The organism is Flavobacterium calami (assembly GCF_038290035.1).
Taxonomy (GTDB): domain Bacteria; phylum Bacteroidota; class Bacteroidia; order Flavobacteriales; family Flavobacteriaceae; genus Flavobacterium; species Flavobacterium calami.
In genome coordinates this window covers 25,079-42,047 of record NZ_JBBYHS010000003.1, presented here as the reverse complement: position 1 = coordinate 42,047, position 16,969 = coordinate 25,079, and the positions used below count along the sequence as shown (strand labels likewise).

Annotated in this window: 20 protein-coding genes; 11 read left to right on the top strand and 9 right to left on the bottom strand. The window is 33.2% G+C overall.

Translation table 11 applies throughout. The annotated features are described in order from the left end of the window. Positions 1-5: 5 nt before the first annotated feature. Both AAEO57_RS03155 and AAEO57_RS03150 read left to right on the top strand, forming a co-directional pair. On the top strand, positions 6-347 hold the full coding sequence (locus AAEO57_RS03155; RefSeq protein WP_341689392.1) for a heavy-metal-associated domain-containing protein: 342 nt from the start codon (positions 6-8) through the stop codon (positions 345-347). Positions 348-480: 133 nt separating this feature from the next. Next, positions 481-1,161, top strand: coding sequence for a DedA family protein (locus tag AAEO57_RS03150; protein ID WP_341689391.1), 681 nt, complete (start codon positions 481-483; stop codon positions 1,159-1,161). An 18-nt stretch (positions 1,162-1,179) separates the two neighbouring features. Here AAEO57_RS03150 and AAEO57_RS03145 read toward each other — a convergent pair whose 3' ends face one another. Both AAEO57_RS03145 and AAEO57_RS03140 read right to left on the bottom strand, forming a co-directional pair. Next, complete coding sequence (locus AAEO57_RS03145; RefSeq protein ID WP_341689390.1) at positions 1,180-1,767, bottom strand: DUF937 domain-containing protein; 588 nt, start codon at positions 1,765-1,767, stop codon at positions 1,180-1,182. A 278-nt stretch (positions 1,768-2,045) separates the two neighbouring features. Then, a complete protein-coding gene (locus AAEO57_RS03140; protein ID WP_341689389.1) occupies positions 2,046-2,549 on the bottom strand; it encodes a DUF456 domain-containing protein in 504 nt (167 codons plus the stop codon). A 167-nt stretch (positions 2,550-2,716) separates the two neighbouring features. On the opposite strand from AAEO57_RS03140, the gene AAEO57_RS03135 reads away from it, so the two are divergent. Continuing rightward, positions 2,717-3,211 (top strand): hypothetical protein, encoded by a 495-nt coding sequence (locus AAEO57_RS03135; RefSeq protein WP_341689388.1) that lies wholly within the window; start codon positions 2,717-2,719, stop codon positions 3,209-3,211. A 109-nt stretch (positions 3,212-3,320) separates the two neighbouring features. Here AAEO57_RS03135 and AAEO57_RS03130 read toward each other — a convergent pair whose 3' ends face one another. Further along, entirely contained in the window at positions 3,321-4,424 is a 1,104-nt protein-coding gene (locus AAEO57_RS03130) for a glycosyltransferase family 2 protein (protein WP_341689387.1), read from the bottom strand. Further along, a complete protein-coding gene (locus AAEO57_RS03125) occupies positions 4,421-5,365 on the bottom strand; it encodes a hypothetical protein (protein WP_341689386.1) in 945 nt (314 codons plus the stop codon). Before AAEO57_RS03125 ends, AAEO57_RS03130 begins: the two co-directional genes overlap by 4 nt. A 121-nt stretch (positions 5,366-5,486) precedes the next feature. Between AAEO57_RS03125 and ruvC the strand changes: the two genes are divergently transcribed. The 8 genes from ruvC to AAEO57_RS03085 all read left to right on the top strand — a co-directional run bounded on the left by ruvC (position 5,487) and on the right by AAEO57_RS03085 (position 11,192). Further along, positions 5,487-6,041 (top strand): crossover junction endodeoxyribonuclease RuvC, encoded by a 555-nt coding sequence (ruvC, locus tag AAEO57_RS03120; protein ID WP_243233570.1) that lies wholly within the window; start codon positions 5,487-5,489, stop codon positions 6,039-6,041. A gap of 92 nt (positions 6,042-6,133) precedes the next feature. Beyond that, positions 6,134-7,270 carry a radical SAM family heme chaperone HemW gene (gene hemW, locus AAEO57_RS03115; protein ID WP_341689385.1) on the top strand — a complete coding sequence of 379 codons (1,137 nt, stop codon included), beginning with the start codon at positions 6,134-6,136 and terminating at the stop codon, positions 7,268-7,270. A 63-nt stretch (positions 7,271-7,333) separates the two neighbouring features. Next, on the top strand, positions 7,334-8,113 hold the full coding sequence (locus AAEO57_RS03110; protein WP_341689383.1) for a cyclase family protein: 780 nt from the start codon (positions 7,334-7,336) through the stop codon (positions 8,111-8,113). Positions 8,114-8,167: 54 nt separating this feature from the next. After that, positions 8,168-9,229: a DUF4421 family protein gene (locus AAEO57_RS03105; RefSeq protein ID WP_341689382.1), complete on the top strand. Its 1,062-nt coding sequence runs from the start codon at positions 8,168-8,170 to the stop codon at positions 9,227-9,229. Positions 9,230-9,281: 52 nt separating this feature from the next. Further along, the gene (locus tag AAEO57_RS03100; protein WP_341689381.1) at positions 9,282-9,686 is read left to right on the top strand and encodes a GNAT family N-acetyltransferase; all 405 of its coding nucleotides are present in this window, start codon (positions 9,282-9,284) and stop codon (positions 9,684-9,686) included. Beyond that, complete coding sequence (locus tag AAEO57_RS03095) at positions 9,686-10,036, top strand: DUF4260 domain-containing protein (protein ID WP_341689823.1); 351 nt, start codon at positions 9,686-9,688, stop codon at positions 10,034-10,036. The genes AAEO57_RS03100 and AAEO57_RS03095 overlap by 1 nt, the downstream gene beginning before the upstream one ends. Positions 10,037-10,042: 6 nt before the next feature. After that, entirely contained in the window at positions 10,043-10,414 is a 372-nt protein-coding gene (locus AAEO57_RS03090; RefSeq protein ID WP_341689380.1) for an MmcQ/YjbR family DNA-binding protein, read from the top strand. A gap of 70 nt (positions 10,415-10,484) precedes the next feature. Beyond that, positions 10,485-11,192 (top strand): PH domain-containing protein, encoded by a 708-nt coding sequence (locus AAEO57_RS03085; protein ID WP_341689379.1) that lies wholly within the window; start codon positions 10,485-10,487, stop codon positions 11,190-11,192. 52 nt (positions 11,193-11,244) lie between these two features. On the opposite strand, the gene rodA is transcribed toward AAEO57_RS03085, so the two are convergent. The 5 genes from rodA to AAEO57_RS03060 all read right to left on the bottom strand — a co-directional run bounded on the left by rodA (position 11,245) and on the right by AAEO57_RS03060 (position 16,924). Then, a complete protein-coding gene (rodA, locus tag AAEO57_RS03080) occupies positions 11,245-12,480 on the bottom strand; it encodes a rod shape-determining protein RodA (protein WP_341689378.1) in 1,236 nt (411 codons plus the stop codon). Between the two features lie 15 nt (positions 12,481-12,495). After that, a complete protein-coding gene (gene mrdA / locus AAEO57_RS03075; RefSeq protein WP_341689377.1) occupies positions 12,496-14,463 on the bottom strand; it encodes a penicillin-binding protein 2 in 1,968 nt (655 codons plus the stop codon). Next, the gene (locus AAEO57_RS03070; RefSeq protein WP_341689376.1) at positions 14,460-14,966 is read right to left on the bottom strand and encodes a rod shape-determining protein MreD; all 507 of its coding nucleotides are present in this window, start codon (positions 14,964-14,966) and stop codon (positions 14,460-14,462) included. Before AAEO57_RS03070 ends, mrdA begins: the two co-directional genes overlap by 4 nt. Continuing rightward, the gene (gene mreC, locus AAEO57_RS03065; protein ID WP_341689375.1) at positions 14,959-15,789 is read right to left on the bottom strand and encodes a rod shape-determining protein MreC; all 831 of its coding nucleotides are present in this window, start codon (positions 15,787-15,789) and stop codon (positions 14,959-14,961) included. The genes AAEO57_RS03070 and mreC overlap by 8 nt, the downstream gene beginning before the upstream one ends. A gap of 106 nt (positions 15,790-15,895) precedes the next feature. Beyond that, the gene (locus tag AAEO57_RS03060; RefSeq protein ID WP_341689374.1) at positions 15,896-16,924 is read right to left on the bottom strand and encodes a rod shape-determining protein; all 1,029 of its coding nucleotides are present in this window, start codon (positions 16,922-16,924) and stop codon (positions 15,896-15,898) included. Between the last annotated feature and the right edge of the window lie 45 nt (positions 16,925-16,969).

Genomic DNA, 16,969 nt, shown 5'->3' with positions numbered 1-16,969 from the left:
ATAAAATGAAAAAATTAATTTTAATAGCAGTACTAACATTTTTAGGGTTTTCAGCTCAGGCTCAGACTAAAAAAAATAAGAATTTAAAATACACTACAGAGGTTAACGGTAATTGTGAGCAGTGTAAAAAACGTATTGAAAAAGCAGCTTTTGGTGTGCCGGGAGTTAAATCGGCAAGCTGGGATGTCGAATCGCACCAGTTAACAGTGATTTTAAATGAAGAAAAATGTTCAACAGCAGATTTAAACAAAGCTGTGGCAAAAGCAGGACATGATACCAAAGAGGTGAAAGCGACGCAAAAAGATTACGATAATTTGCATAGTTGTTGCAAATATGAAAGAGAGTAATATTCAAAGCCCCGGGTTTCAAAGCCCGGGCTTTTTTTAATAGTTAATTTATGTTTAAAATACCGTATTTTATTGTGGTTAAATTAAATTATTGTTACTTTCACGCACTTAATAAATATAACCAAACTCATTTATGAATAATTTTGACTGGACTCAATTAGTCAACCCTGAATTTTACATAACATTAAGCATCGGTGGTGTTCAGATAGGTTTATTTATTGTACTGTTTATAGTTTTTGCTGAAACAGGACTTTTTGCAGGTTTTTTTCTTCCGGGAGACAGCTTGCTTTTTTTGGCGGGAATCTACAGCCGCGAATTAATTCAGAATGTTATATCTATTCCAAGTGATTTTATAAATGTGTTTTTATTGTCAACAGCTGTTGCAATAATGGGGGTTTTAGGTAACATGACCGGTTATTGGTTTGGTGCCAAAAGCGGATATTATTTGTTTAAAAAAGAGGACTCTTTTTGGTTTAAAAAGAAATACCTCTTACAATCGAAGGATTTCTTCGAAAAGTATGGAGGTAAGGCTATTATTTATGCGAGGTTTTTACCTGTTTTTAGAACATTTGCTCCAATTATAGCTGGGATTGTTTCAATGGATAAAAAGAAATTTATGTTCTATAACGTTCTGAGCTCTTTTTTATGGTCTTTCATATTAATCTTCGCCGGTCATTATCTATATGGCGTGTTTTTAAAACAGGGAATTGATTTGAAACATTACATTGAATACATCATTGTTATCATTATAATCGTTTCTACATTCCCGGTTATTTTGAAACTTTTAAAGAAAAGACCAATCGAGAAAATTTAATTTTTAGAAAACTAAAAATTAACTGTTTCCAAAAAGATTGAAAATAGATCTGGCGAAACGTGAATGGTTTTTTTCTTCTACGGTTTCATAACACGAAAAGCCTAAAATGATTTTAATTCCAGGAGGAATGCTGTTTAAAATGTCTCTTTTCTGATTGTCCAAAAGCAGTTTCAAACTTGCAATTAATTCGGAGTTGTATTTCAAATACGAAACAATAAGCAATACAGAAAAATTTAAGACTTCTCGGGCTGTTTCGCTTTTAATGCCAACCTCATTTGAAATCATTTCAGAAATTCTTCCTTTTTTTGCTGTGAAAATTTGTTCTAAAAGTGCATTGCCTTCTGCTTTGTAATTGTCGTCCACAGATAAAATCCGGGCAGAAGCAAAATCAATTTCTTTGTAAAATGAAGTATTTTCAATAAGTACTGTCATTTCTTCTAATTCTTTCTCTTCAAGATTGTTATAGCATCCCATTAAAACAGTTCCTAACGAAACATCAATAGCTTTAATTAATAAAGCATCATTTTCGAAGTAAAATTTGTTGAGCTTGGAGATGACATTGGAAGAGATAAAGCGGCGTAGTTCAATTTGTAGATTTGGGGTCATAATTGTATTACTGGATTAATTAATATTTTGCTGCTAATAATCGATAAATGTGGTATTTTGTCGATTATAGCGATAAAAATATAAAATATATTAACATATCCAAAAATTAAGTTAAATATTTTGTTTTTGCTTTTTTGATAATTTATCCAAGAATAATGCATACAATCAATGAATATAACTCCTTAGTTCTCAAATGGAAGTATAACTGTGTTGAAAATATTTTTTTTTACTATTCTAAAATCTAAAAAACATAAGAAAAAGCTTAACTATTACTGGAGCTATAAAAACAAATTAGCTTTGTTTTGCCACAATAAATTCAGAAAAAGCCCAAGAAAAACGATACTCAGTAAAAAGTTTATAAAACTTGACGCCAGAAAGCCAATTAATGAACCAGTAGCTGCTTTTAAAGCTCTTTTATGGTTTTTGGAATCATAGATTATCTCGCCAATAAAAGCGCCTGCAAAAGGTCCAATGATTATGCCGAAGGGTATAGGTGCAAAGATACCAACGATCAAACCGATATTGGTTCCCCAAACCCCATAAGAACTGCCTCCAAATCGTTTGGTTCCTTTGGCGGGAATTATATAATCTAAAATGGTGACAGTAATCATAATTATAAATGTAATGCCCAGAACCCAGTAATTGTTTTCGACTGCCTTGGTCAGATATAGTAATAATAAACCAACCCAAGAGCTGGACAGACCTGGTAAAACAGGCAAAAAGCTGCCCATAATTCCTATTATGATGCATATAAAACCAAGAAAAACTAATAATAAGTCCATTGTTTTGTAAATTTTGAATGAGTTTTTTAATCTTTATTTCAGGAATAAATTATAAAAATAACAGAAAAAAAGACTTTTAAAAATCTGTTACGAATATTTGCAATAGAAAGCTTACCAAAAAAAATAATTGTATTTTTACATTATAAGTTAAAATCAACATCAAAATCTTGAAACATTATTTTCCTTTTTTAGTTTTTTTAATTTTTAATTCTTGTCAATATTTTGAGAAGCAGGTACCTTCTGAAAAAGAATTGCTTCAAAAAGAATTAAAATCAATCAACTGGAAAGAAGTTGATGAATATCCGTCTTTAGCAGACTGTGAAAAAATTAATAATAAAAATCAGCGTCAGCAATGTTTTTTCGAAATCATGACGCAGCTTATCCAGGAAAAGTTAGATATAGATACTTTGTCTGTTTTATATCCTGAACTTGATACCATAGAAGTAAAAGTAACCGTTTTTCCTGATGCGACCATTAATTTCGAACCTCAATTTCCAAAAGATTCTGTCAATTACGACAGGATTAAAATTGATAGTATCCTTCGTGCGCGTTTGGTTGATTTTCCTAAAATTAACCCTGCTATCAAACGCGGTATTCCGGTAAAATCACAATTTATTTTGCCCGTAATTCTTAAGGAAAAAGAAGTAAAACAAAATCAGTAGTTTAATAATTAGGAGCTGTTTCCTGCTGTCCGCTGTATCTTTTTATTTTTAAAGAAAAAATAAAAAGGATGTCGCTTCCATCAGGGCTAGGCACTAGGATTCAGGGGAACTATTTTTGAAACTTTCGTCCTTTCCATTCATAAGAACCAAACAAACTGTATAAAGCAACCAAAGAACTGAAAAACGGGTACAATAAACTGCTCAGTAAAAAACTTTTAATTCTGTCTTTTGTCAAAAAACAATTGGTGATGGAAAGCAGCACAAAATCTGTCAAAAATTTAAAAAAAGCAAACAATACAAAAATTGGATACGACCAGGCTCCAAAAAGCAGAAAGAAAAATCCAACAACAAAACTCAGATTTCCAAAGAAAACAATAAGTCCGAGAAACTTCCCAAAAGTACTTTTGTATGAACTTGTTTTGGCTGCCCAACGTACTCTCTGATAAAATAAAGTTTGCCAGTTTTCAGTAGGTTTTGTAGTCACAATTGCCTCCTTGGCTTTTAAATAATGAACTTCATTTGGAAAATTTTCGATTGCTTTTTGCAGTAAAAAAACATCATCTCCACTGGCAATTTTGTCGTTTTCTTCAAAACCGTTCAGTTTTTCAAATAATTTCTTGGTATAAGCAAAATTGGCTCCGTTGCACATAAAACCAGTGTTGAGTCCAAAGCTGCCAATTGTTGCGCCCTGCAAACTCACCAAATCTAATTGCTGAAAATGATGTAAAAAAGAATTGTTACATGTATAAGTAACCGCAGCTGCGAGCATGGAAACGTTGTTCTCCTGAATATAGTTATCAAATGTCAAAAGCCAGTTTTCAGGAACAATACAATCGGCATCGGTTGTGATAACCCAATCGGTTTTTACATGTTGTATTGCAGTTGTAATCCCGTCTTTTTTGGGAGAATTAGAAGTCCTTATAGTATCAATTACAGAAATTTGGAATTTGGAATTTAGAATTTGGAATTTCTCGTCAGAACCATCATCTACCAGAATAACTTTAAATAAATCTTCTGGATAATTCAATTTAGAAAAACTCTCCAAAAGCATTGGCAGATTTTCTTTTTCATTGCGAAACGGCACTATAATAGTAAAACTTGTTTTCGGTTCTAAATCCTTTTTTTGATATGTTTTCACTCTGAAAAAACCATAAATCAGCACCGAAATACTCACAATATAAATGACTAATATGGCGAATAATTCGAAAATCATTCTGTTGTTTTGGTTTTAAAATTCAGCACAAAATAACTTCCTAAAACAACCGGAAGAACTACATTTAAAAACCACATCAAAGTGCTGATGAAGACTACAATCCATTCGTTTACTTTCAGGATTCCGAAGAAATAAATCGCTACGCTTCCTTTCACGGCAAAATCCAAAAACTGAAAAGTCGGTAATGAAGACGCTAAAAAATAAACCGATGTTATCGCTGCCATTAAAGTTAAATAAGGCAAATCGACATCAAAACCTAAAAACAAAAAGTAATACTGATGTGAGAACACCAAATAACGACAGATTCCTAAAACGATATTTTTCTGATGAATTGATTTTGGGATTTCATTGATTTTATGAATCAGTTTTTCGATTGAATATCCTTTTACTTTTATTTTTTTAATCGAAAATAAAACAATCAGAATAAGTACAAGTCCGCCAAAGAGAATCAGAACGGTTTGGGTTGTGATAACATTAAATTGTGCATTGAAATACAGCAGTCCGAAAATTCCAAAAAGGATAGTCAAAATCATCTGGATTCCGTTGCAGATCAGGTTCAGGAAAACTACTTTTTTAGCTTCAGATTTTGGGTAATACAGCGCTTTTCCTGCATATTCCCCAACTCCGTTTGGTGTAAAAATTCCGGCTGTTAAAGCGGCTAGAACCTGCTTGGTAGATTCGTAAACTGAAATTTCATGAATTACCTGCGCCAGATTCTGCCATTTCAAAATCTCAAAATAGCGATTTAAGACACTCAATAGCAAAATAAACCCAATCCCTAAAACCGACTGATTTTTTTGAAATAAAGCGATAAACTTCTGCCAGTCTAATTTGTCATTGTTTGCCAGCTGATTGTAAATAAAATAAAATGCGCCGCCAACAATCAAAAGTTTGGCCAGAAGAACAAGGAATTGCTTAGCTTTGTGAGGAATTGAAATCATGCCGCAAAAGTAGTCAATTTGAGAATGAGATAATGTGGCAATTAGTAAATTAGAAAATGATTTATTCGAGATTCAGGTAATTTGAAACTTGAAATAAAATAAACTTGAAACAAAACTTCTCTTGACAAAAGAACGTATCATATTAGGTATTGACCCCGGAACTACGATTATGGGTTTTGGACTGATTAAAGTAACCAATAAAAAAATGGAATTCCTGCAATTGAATGAATTGCAGCTTTCTAAATACGACAATCATTACCAAAAGTTAAAAATCATCTTCGAAAGAACCATCGAATTAATCGAAACGCATCATCCTGATGAAATTGCGATAGAAGCACCTTTCTTTGGGAAAAACGTTCAGTCAATGCTGAAATTAGGTCGTGCACAGGGTGTTGCCATGGCTGCCGGACTTTCAAGAGATATTCCAATCACCGAATATGAACCGAAGAAAATAAAAATGGCGATTACCGGAAACGGAAATGCGAGTAAAGAACAGGTTGCCAAAATGCTGCAACAACTTTTAGGCTTAAAAGAATTGCCGAAAAATCTCGATTCAACAGACGGTTTGGCAGCTGCTGTTTGCCATCACTTTAATTCAGGAAAAGTTGTTGCCGGAAAAAGTTATTCGGGCTGGGATGCTTTTGTGAAACAGAATGAAGATCGAGTTAAAAAATAATGTGTCAATTGAGAAAATTTGAAAATTAGATAATTCTTTTGACATGGAATAAATTATCTAATTGACACATTAACTAATTATCTAATTAAAAAATGTCAGGAATCTACATCCACATCCCTTTTTGCAAACAGGCTTGCCATTACTGCGACTTTCATTTTTCAACTTCGATGAAAAAGAAGGACGATATGGTTTTGGCATTAGCTAAAGAAATTGGCATGCGTAAAAATGAGTTTGAGTATGAGATTGTAGAAACGATATATTTTGGCGGAGGAACACCTTCCGTTTTGAGTAATGAAGAAATCAACTTTTTGATTTCAGAAGTTTACAAGAATTATAAAGTCATCGAAAATCCTGAAATTACCCTTGAAGCCAATCCGGATGATTTATCCTCAGAACGAATTTTAGAGTTATCCAAAAGTCCAATAAATCGTCTTAGCATCGGAATTCAGTCTTTTTATGAAGAAGATTTGCAGCTAATGAACCGTGCTCATAATTCGGCGGAAGCCAAAAAATGCCTGGAAGAAGCGACAAAATATTTCGACAATATTTCGCTTGATTTGATTTATGGAATTCCGGGAATGAGTGACGAAATGTGGAAACAAAATATTCAGACTGCTCTGGATTTTGGCATTCCGCATATTTCGAGTTATGCTCTGACCGTTGAACCGAAAACGGCTTTGAGCAAATTAATTCAAACCGGAAAAATTGCTGAGCCTCAGGATGAAGTAGCTTCAAATCATTTTATGATTTTGGTTGAAATGCTTCAGAAAAACGGTTTCATTCATTACGAATTATCAAATTTTGGAAAAGAAAACTATTTCTCCAAAAACAATTCGGCGTATTGGCTGGGTAAAAAATACATCGGGATTGGGCCTTCTGCACATAGTTATGATGGGGAAAAAAGGGGCTGGAATATCGCAAATAATTCGCTTTACTTAAAATCAATTCAAAATCAGGAGCTTCCAATTGAAACTGAAATTCTGACTATATCGGATCGTTATAATGAGTATGTTATGACAGGATTACGAACAATCTGGGGAGTATCATTAGAAAGAATCGAAAAAGAATTTGGGTTAGATTATTTGAATTATTTAGAAAATCAAAGTTTAAAATTCTTAAATGATGATTTGCTTTTTATTCAAAACAATATTTTAAAACCAACTCCTAAAGGAAAATTTTTAACAGATGGAATTGCTTCAGATTTATTTTATCTAAATTTGGATGAATAAATATTGAACGCTGATAAAAAAACTTAAAATCTGCGTTAGAATATCCGTATAATCCACGTCCCTATGTTAGCAGTAATTGACAATCAATATCAAATCGACTTATCAAAACCCATTGATATTTCTATTCCATTAACCAATACAGAAGAAAACCCAATTGCCTGGTATATCGAAAAACCGGTTATTGAACCTGTAGTTTTTGGAGACTGGATCGGTAAAGTTTCTGAAGGAAAGTCATCAACAAATTTCAATAATATTTTTTTTAATCCGCATGGGCATGGTACACATACCGAATGTCTGGGACATATTACAAATGATTTTTACAGTATAAACCAGTCTCTAAAGCAGTTTTTCTTTTTTTCCAGACTGGTTACTGTTGCGCCTGAAAAAATTGGAGAAGATTTCGTGATTACAAAAGAGCAGATTTCAAATGCTCTAAATATTACAGGTTCTTCACATTCTCAGGCAATTATCATTAGAACGCTTCCCAATCAGGAGGATAAAAAATCAAAGAAATATTCCAACACGAATCCGCCTTATTTGTCTGAAGAAGCTGCGGTTTTCATCCGCGAAAGCGAAATCCAGCACTTATTAATTGACTTGCCAAGCGTTGATCGGGAACATGATGAAGGAAAATTATTGGCTCATAAAGCTTTTTGGAATGTGAAGGATACACATAATTTAAACAGTGATGCACGTTTTGAAGCGACAATCACCGAAATGATTTTTGTGCCAAACGAAATTAAAGACGGTGATTATCTGCTAAACCTACAAATTGCTTCTTTTGAAAACGATGCGAGCCCCAGTAAGCCTGTTTTATATGCTATTGAAACTTTTGACATTTAATTTTTCAACTCAATTTTAATTAGGGTATATTTACTAATACCAAATTATTCAGCATTGAAAGCAGCGAGAATACAAAACTTAACCCAAACCAATTTTTGTACAATTTGTACCTATATTATTTTGATGTTTTTTGTTTTGAGTTTCGCACCATTATTTAGTCAGAACGAAACAAAAAAAGATACTGTAAATTTTATTTATTATCCGGATAAAATAATGATTAGGGCCAATTTAAGTTCTCACACTGATGCTTATTTTTTGGACAATAAAAAAGGATCGAATCTGGACTTGGAGACCAATAATAGTTACAAACTCTTTCTTAGTATCGATTATAAATTTATTGGGTTTAGTTATGGTTTTTATCCTAAATTTTTTGGTGCAAATAAAGATGAAGACTTAAAAGGAAAATCTTCTTTTTCAGATTATAATTTCCGTTTCTTTTTAGGAAGGTGGCTTCAAACGGTCAATTACAGTAAAACCAAAGGATATTATGTGGCCAACATGTCTGATTTTAATCCGGACTGGGTAGAAGGAAAAGACCCGTATCTTCAGTTTCCGGATTTTAAAACAGTACAATACGGAATGTCGACCTCGTATCTTTTCAATCCAAAATTCTCTCTTAAAAGTATAACCTCATTTACCGAATGGCAAAAAAAGAGTGCTGGAAGTTTTATTCCGTCTCTCCTTTATACGTATAACAGAATTATTTCTCAAGCCGAAGATCTCAACGGAAAGCAAAAAGAATTTGATATTCGATTGGCTGCCGGTTATTATTATAATTTCATCATTCACAAAAACTTTTATATCGCACCGCATTTGTCACCTTCTGTAGGAGTAAAATTTTTGAATGATAAAAGTGTAGCTTTAGGTGTTGAAAGTATTGAGAAAGAAACCTATTTTACCAAAAATATCGAAGGCGGAATAAAAATAGGTTATAACAGTGAACGTATTCTTTTTGGTTTAAGTTTAAATTTTGACGATAGCTCTTATAATCAGGATAAAACAACCGTTATTACGAATGATAAAGTTTATGGGTTGTTGTATTTTGGATATCGGTTTGGTGCCCCGGGTTTTATCAGTAAGCCAATTGAAAAAGTTGACGAAAAAATTAAAATGTAACGAATATGAAATAGCTAGAAAAAGTTTAAAAGAGTATAATGTTTCAAAAATTATGAATAAGATTACCGTTTCTACAGACAAAAGCAAACTTGACATTTTGTTTATTCAAAATTTTCTAAAAGATATTTACTGGGCTGCAGCAAGAACAATCGAAGAGGTACAAACTACGATTGATGCTTCGGTTTGTTTTGGAATTTATTTAGATGACAAGCAAATTGGTTTTGCAAGAGTAATTACAGATTATGTAGTTTTTGGTTATGTAATGGATGTTTTTATTACTGAAGAACACCGGCGAAAAGGATACTCGTCGATTTTAATTGAGAATATGATGAATGAGCCGTTGCTGAAAGGCATTAAAATCTGGCGTTTGGCAACAACAGATGCTCATTTTTTATATGAGAAATTTGGTTTTACTAAACTGAATCATCCTGAAAAAATGATGGAAAAAATACTATGATGAATATAATTGTTAAACTCGAAGAAACTACTTTATTTATTCTCGGAATCTACTTGTTCAGTCTTTTAAATTTTGAATGGTGGTGGTTTTTAGTTTTAATTTTAGCCCCTGATGTATCGATGCTGGGATATTTATTTGGAAACAAAAGCGGAGCGTTTTTCTATAATGTATTTCATCACAAAGGAATTACAGTTTTATTATATATTTTAGGCTCGTATTTTAAAATTGAAGATCTGCAATTAGCGGGAATTGTTTTACTTTCACATTCTGCAATGGATCGGATTTTCGGTTATGGACTAAAATATGAAAAAGGTTTTAAATACACTCATTTAGGTGAAATTGGTAAATAAATAATTATGAATTTAGAAACGTATTACGAATATTGTCTTTCGAAAAAAGGTGTCAGTGAACATTTTCCTTTTGATGAAGATACTTTGGTATTTAAAGTGGGCGGAAAAATGTTTGCATTGTCTTCTTTGTCGCAATGGGAAAAGGATGAAGCTTCAGTAAATTTAAAATGTGATCCTGAACGTGCGCAGGAACTCAGAGCTGAATATGATGAAATAAAACCCGGTTATCACATGAGTAAAGTACATTGGAATACGATTGCGCTAAACAAAAGTTTACCGGAATCTTTTGTCAAAGAACTTATTGATCATTCCTACGAATTGGTTTTCAAAAGTTTGACAAAGAAAATTCAGAACGAAATTATTGAATTAGAAAATTAGGCATTACATTTGTAAGGAAAGTCAAAAACATAACACTCAATAAATTTGCAACTTAGTAGTTTAATAGAATATGAAAGAACAATTTAAAAAGTTTCTGAACGAAGAACAAGACCCAAAAGCAATTGAAAAAATTACTTCAAAACTCAGTGATTTGTTGATGAAAGGAGAAGAAGTAGGGTATATCGCTGTTCAAAAAAAACCGGCAATTACTGTTTTTCCGGACAGTATTGTGTTAACGAATAAAAGAATTATTATTTGTGAGCCTAAAAATTTAGGGCTTTCAATGGATTTTACAGATTATACCTGGGACAATATAGCTGGTGCTTTTGTAAAAGAAAATATTCTGGGTTCAGAATTCTCATTTAATACAAAAACAGATTTCTCTATTTCGATTGATTATATTCCAAAAATTCAGGCCAGAAAAATATATACCTACGCAAAAGAACAATTGGATTTGCTTAAAAATCCGGTATCAGTATCTAATGCAGAATCTGTACAAACCGTAGAAGATGTTAATACTTTTGAAGATGAAGTTGAAGAGATAGAAACTGAAGAAGTAACAAGTTTTGCAGAAATTTTACCTGCTGCTCCGGTTTATACAGAAACTTTTGAGCCAGTAGTTCAGCCTCAGACGCAAGCAGGAGAGCGAAAATTAAGTGAATTGTCAAAAGAAGAGCTTTTTGATAAATTACAGAATTACAAAAAGTTATTAGACAATGGTCTAATTCTTCAGGGAGAGTACGATACTTATAAGAAAGAGATTTTAAGTTATATGTAAACAAAAAAATCCGAGGTTTCAAACTTCGGATTTTTTGTTTTATAGTTTTTGATTACCATTCGTTGACTTTGTTGGCATCCATTTTTAAGAATATAAAAAGTAAAATGGTAAATCCCCATAAACCTGATCCTCCATAAGAAAAGAAAGGCAAAGGAACCCCAATGGTCGGAAAGATACCGATTACCATGGCAATGTTCACAAAAAAGTGTATGAATAAAATTGCGGCTACACAATAGCCATAAACTCTGCTAAATTTGGTTTTTTGCCTTTCAGCCAGATAAATTATTCTAAGAAGCAGACCGGCAAAAAGTAAAATAACGACTACTGAACCCGTAAAACCCCATTCTTCTCCCACAGTCGTAAAAATATAATCTGTATGTTGTTCGGGTACAAATCCTCCTTTGGTTTGTGTTCCTTCCAGAAAACCTTTGCCAAGCCATCCTCCTGAGCCAATTGCAATTTCAGACTGATTGGTATTATATCCAATACCTTTCATGTCAACTGTTTTTCCTAAAAGGATATTAAAACGGTCTCTGTGATGTTGTTTGAATACATTATCAAAAACGTAATCTACTGAAAGAACGAAACCTGAAATCACGGCTAATAAAATAGTACTAAGAAGAAGGTTTCTATCAACCACTCTTCCTTTAAAATATATTATTGCCAATACACCGGCAGCAATTAAGATTACGGCATAAGTTTCTAAAACCAGCGTTAAGACAAATAGAAGTATCGTGATAAAGCCAGTCCATACATACCATGAAGGTAATCCTTCTCTAAACAGAACAAGTATAAAAACACTGTAAATTAAAGCACTCCCCGGATCTGGCTGAGGCAGAATAAGCATTACGGGTAAAAATATAATCGCTAAAGCCTGTAATTGCCTGTTGGTTTCTTTAAGGTTGATTTGAGTGTCGCTAAGATATTTGGCCAAGGCTAATGAAGTAGCAGCTTTTGCAAATTCTGAGGGCTGGAGCGTAAAACTTCCTATTGCATACCAGCATCTTTGTCCTGCAATTGTTTTTCCGAAAAGAAATAATCCAGCTAAGGATAATAACGAAACTGCAAAAATTATACTAGCGTACTTTTCATAAAATTTTCCATCAACAAATAATACGACAAAAATTAAAGGGATGGTACAACCAATAAAGATCAACTGTTTTTCATATGTCCCCTCTGTAGAGGATAAGGAAGAAGAATATATGTTTAACCAGCCCAGAATCACCAGAACACTGTAGATAATAACACTTATCCAGTCAATATTGTTTTTTACGCTTTGATTTTTCATTTGAAATAATCCGTATTAATTTTTTTTAGTAGTGTCTACTGCTGTTTTTGTAGGTTCTGTTTTTGGTGTCGGTGTTTTTGGAGTAACAATTTTAGCTTTAAGAACAGAATCTTTCGGTGTCGATTCAATTGCTTCGGCCTCTTTCATACCGCCTAGTTTTGCGTATTCGCTTCTAAGACTGATGTTTAAAACTCTTGTCTCTAAATCTGTTCGTGAAATTTTCTTCTTCAAATATTTTTCGATCATCAAACTGGCAATTGGTCCGGCAATGGTAGCACCGAAACCACCATTTTCAATCATAATCGCAATAGCAATTTTTGGATTGTCTTTTGGAGCAAAAGCAACAAATATAGAATGATCTTTTAGTTTTGTTCTTACGCCATTAATTTTTGTATAATTTTCTGCTGTTCCTGTCTTTCCGCAAATATCGATTCCTTCAACCTTAAGTCTGCTGGCAGTTCCCATGTTATAAACATCAAATAAACCACTTATAATAGGTGGAAAATATTTTTTGTCAATACTTGTCGTATGCTTGGTTGTAAATTTGTCATCAATTTTTTTGCCTTCAATTTTTTTAATGATGTGAGGTGTGTAATAATAACCCTGATTAGCAACTGTTGCCATCATATTTGCCAATTGTATTGGTGTCATTACAACTTCTCCCTGACCAATCGCATTTGAAACAATTGCCGTACTTCTCCAGCCTCCGTTTGGATACATTCTTTTATAGGTTTTAGAAGTTGGGATTTTTCCTCTTTTTCCGGTTGGTAAATCGTATCCCATAAATTCACCCAATCCAAATGTTTTAAGGTGATTACTCCATACATCAACTGCGGCGGCCGGTTTAGTGTATTTGTTAATAGTACGCATGTAAGACGTTGCAAAATAACTGTTGCAGGATTGGTAAATAGCTCTGTGTAATTGCAATTGTCCTCCACTGCAGTGGCATCTCATAAATCGTCCTCTTGCATAACTGAAACCATGGTGACAGGAAACAGAAAAGTTTTCGTCAATCACTCCTTCCTGTAAAGCTACCAGTCCTGTTAAAATTTTAAACGGAGAACCGGGCGGATATTCTGCCAAAAGTCCCCTGTCATAAAGTGGTTTGGCAATAGAATCATGATATAAAAGAGTGTAGTTTTTAGAACGCTGTCTTCCAACTAAAATCCCCGGATCGTAAGAAGGAGCCGTAACTAGTGCCAAAATCTCACCTGATTTAGGTTCAAGTGCTACAATTCCGCCTCGTTTATTAATCATTAATTCTTCACCATATTTTTGAAGTTCAGCATCAATGGTTAAAGTAATGTCTTCACCTTGTACAGCAATAGTGTCGTATTTCCCATCTTTATAAGAACCAATTTCGCGATTGTATTTGTCTTTTTGGATGTATTTTACTCCTTTGATACCTCTTAGAATTTCCTCGTAACTTTCTTCAACACCTTGTTTGCCAATTAAATCACCGCTGTTGTAATAAGGGTTTTTTGCAATTTGTCTTTCATTTACCTGAGTAATAAAGCCAAAGATATTGGCACCATAATCAACTTCATAATCACGCAGAGAACGTTTTTGAAAATAGAAACCTTCATATTTTCTTATTTTTTCCTGAAAAGCAGCAAATTCGGATTTATTAAGCTGTGATAAAAAAACAGACGGCAGTCTTGGGCTGTAAACCTTTGCCTTTTCTATTCTTTTATAATAATCTTCTTTTGTAATATTTAATAATTGACAGAACTCCGTAACATTCAGATCTTCCTTAATATCCCTTGGAATTACCATGATATCATAAGAAGACTGGTTTGCAACAAGTAATTTTCCAAACCTGTCGTAAATATAGCCTCGCTCTGGATAATCATATTTTATTTTAATAGCGTTATTTTCTGATTTCAATTTGAAAGAATCGTCAATAACCTGCAAATAAAATATCCTGATCACTAGCAAAGATGCTGCAATAATAATTAAAGTGGGCAGCAGGACTTTTCTCATCGTTTATTTGGCTTAATAAGATATATGATTATGATAGAAATGAGTATTGTAAAAATAGAACTGAATAAGGTTCGAAGTAAAATATCCCAAATGAATTTAAATTGAAAGGCCAGCAGGATAAATAAGACGATATGATGAAGTAAAACAGAAACCAAAATGAATGAAAACCGTTCCGGTGTAAGGGACTCATTTAGTTTTATAGTCTGATATTCATAACTTAATCCAAAAGAAAATTTAAAAATATAAGGTCTGTAATACGATAAAATTACGCAGGAAGCAGCGTGAATCCCACCTGAATTACAGAACATGTCCATAGTAAGGCCTAATAAAAAACTGGAAATTATTAAACCGGTTCTATTGCTGTTTACCGGATATAAAATGATATATAGGATATATGGAAAAGGACTTATGTATCCCAGGAAATTCATATTATTAAAAATAACAATCTGAATTGCCAGTAACATAATAAACCGAAAAACATTGACTAACAAAGTGCTATTCATCTTTTTCCTTGTTTTTGTTTTCTAAATTAATAAGTTCTTCTCTGTCCTTACTTTTGATGATATAAACATGCCCCAAATTAGTCATGTCGTTAAACAGCTTCACATTAATAGTGTAAAAAGTAGTCTTCTTATCGGTATATATCTTATCTACTGTTCCAATGTTAATGTTTTCAGGGAAAATTACAGATTGTCCTCCCGTAACGATAGTATCTCCTTTTCTCACCGAAGCTAATCTTGGAACATCGGTCAATTGTACGAAGCCTGTGCTTTTTCCATTCCAAGTAAGTGAACCAAAGTGATTTGATTTTTTTATTTTGGCATTAATTTGAGACTTCATATTCAAGATGCTGACTACCGTAGCATAATTAGGAGAAGTATTATCAACTATACCAATAATACCTAAGCTGTTAATTACCCCCATGTCCTGTTTTACTCCTTCCTTTGATCCTGAGTTCAAAGTAAGATAGTTTTCATGTGTACTATATGAATTATGAATTACTTTCGAAACAATAATATCAGCTGGTTTCACACCTTTAATGCTATCGATCATCGGTGCTTTTGTAGTATCTTCTATATTGAATAAAAGGCTTTTTAATCTGGCATTTTCAAGTACCAGTTCATCATTTTCTGCTCTTAAATTCAAATACTCGTTTACAGTGTTTATCTTTTCATAAACGCCGCCACTTATAAAGTTAGCAGAGCTAATAAGTCTGCTTCTGTGAAAAGAGTGAGATTGGATTGTAAGTGCCAACGATACGCCTAAAAGCAGCAAAAACAGCAACCGGTTACTGTTTCTTATAATGAAATTAAAAATTTGCTGCATTTCTTGTTCGGTTATTTTGTTTCAGGATATGCTTTTGGTTTCAAATTTATCAGAGCCGAATTTTTAAATTCGACTCTGATTTTTTTTTGATTTGTTATTTTGAATCTTATTTAATTAAGATGCTTTTGAATTTTGTAATATTTTTAAGTGCCATTCCAGTTCCGCGAACAACTGCTCTTAATGGATCTTCTGCGATATAAACAGGTAAATCTGTTTTTTGTGAAATACGCTTATCAAGACCTCTTAACATTGATCCTCCACCAGCTAAATAAATACCAGTGTTGTAAATATCAGCAGCTAATTCAGGAGGTGTTTGAGATAAAGTTTCCATTACAGCATCCTCGATACGCTGAATTGATTTGTCTAATGCTTTGGCAATTTCGCGGTAAGAAACATCAACTTGTTTTGGTTTACCAGTAAGTAAATCTCTACCCTGAACAGACATATCTTCCGGAGGTCCGTCCAAATCTTCTATAGAAGCTCCAATCTGGATTTTTATTTTCTCGGCAGTACTTTCCCCAACAAAAAGGTTGTGTTGTGTACGCATGTAATAAACAATATCGTTTGTGAAAACGTCACCTGCAATTTTCACAGATTTGTCACACACAATTCCGCCTAATGCTATAACGGCAATTTCAGTTGTACCACCACCAATATCCACAATCATGTTTCCTTTTGGCTGCATGATATCGATTCCAATACCAATTGCGGCCGCCATAGGCTCGTGAATCAGATAAACTTCTTTTCCATTTACTCTTTCACAAGATTCTTTTACTGCACGCATTTCAACCTCAGTAATTCCGGAAGGAATACATACCACCATTCTTAAAGCTGGCGTAAACATCCTTTTTTTCAATGCCGGAATACTTTTAATAAACATATTAATCATTTTTTCCGAAGCATCAAAATCAGCAATTACACCATCTTTCAAAGGCCTTATGGTCTTGATGTTTTCATGTGTTTTACCTTGCATCATGTTGGCTTCTTTACCAACAGCGATGATTTTGCCGGATACTCTATCACGTGCCACGATAGATGGGCTGTCAATAACAACTTTATCATTATGAATGATTAAAGTGTTTGCGGTACCAAGGTCTATCGCAATATCCTCAGTCATGAAATCAAAAAATCCCATAAGTTTTTTAGGGGTTTAAAATGTTATAAATTATTTTGAACAAAG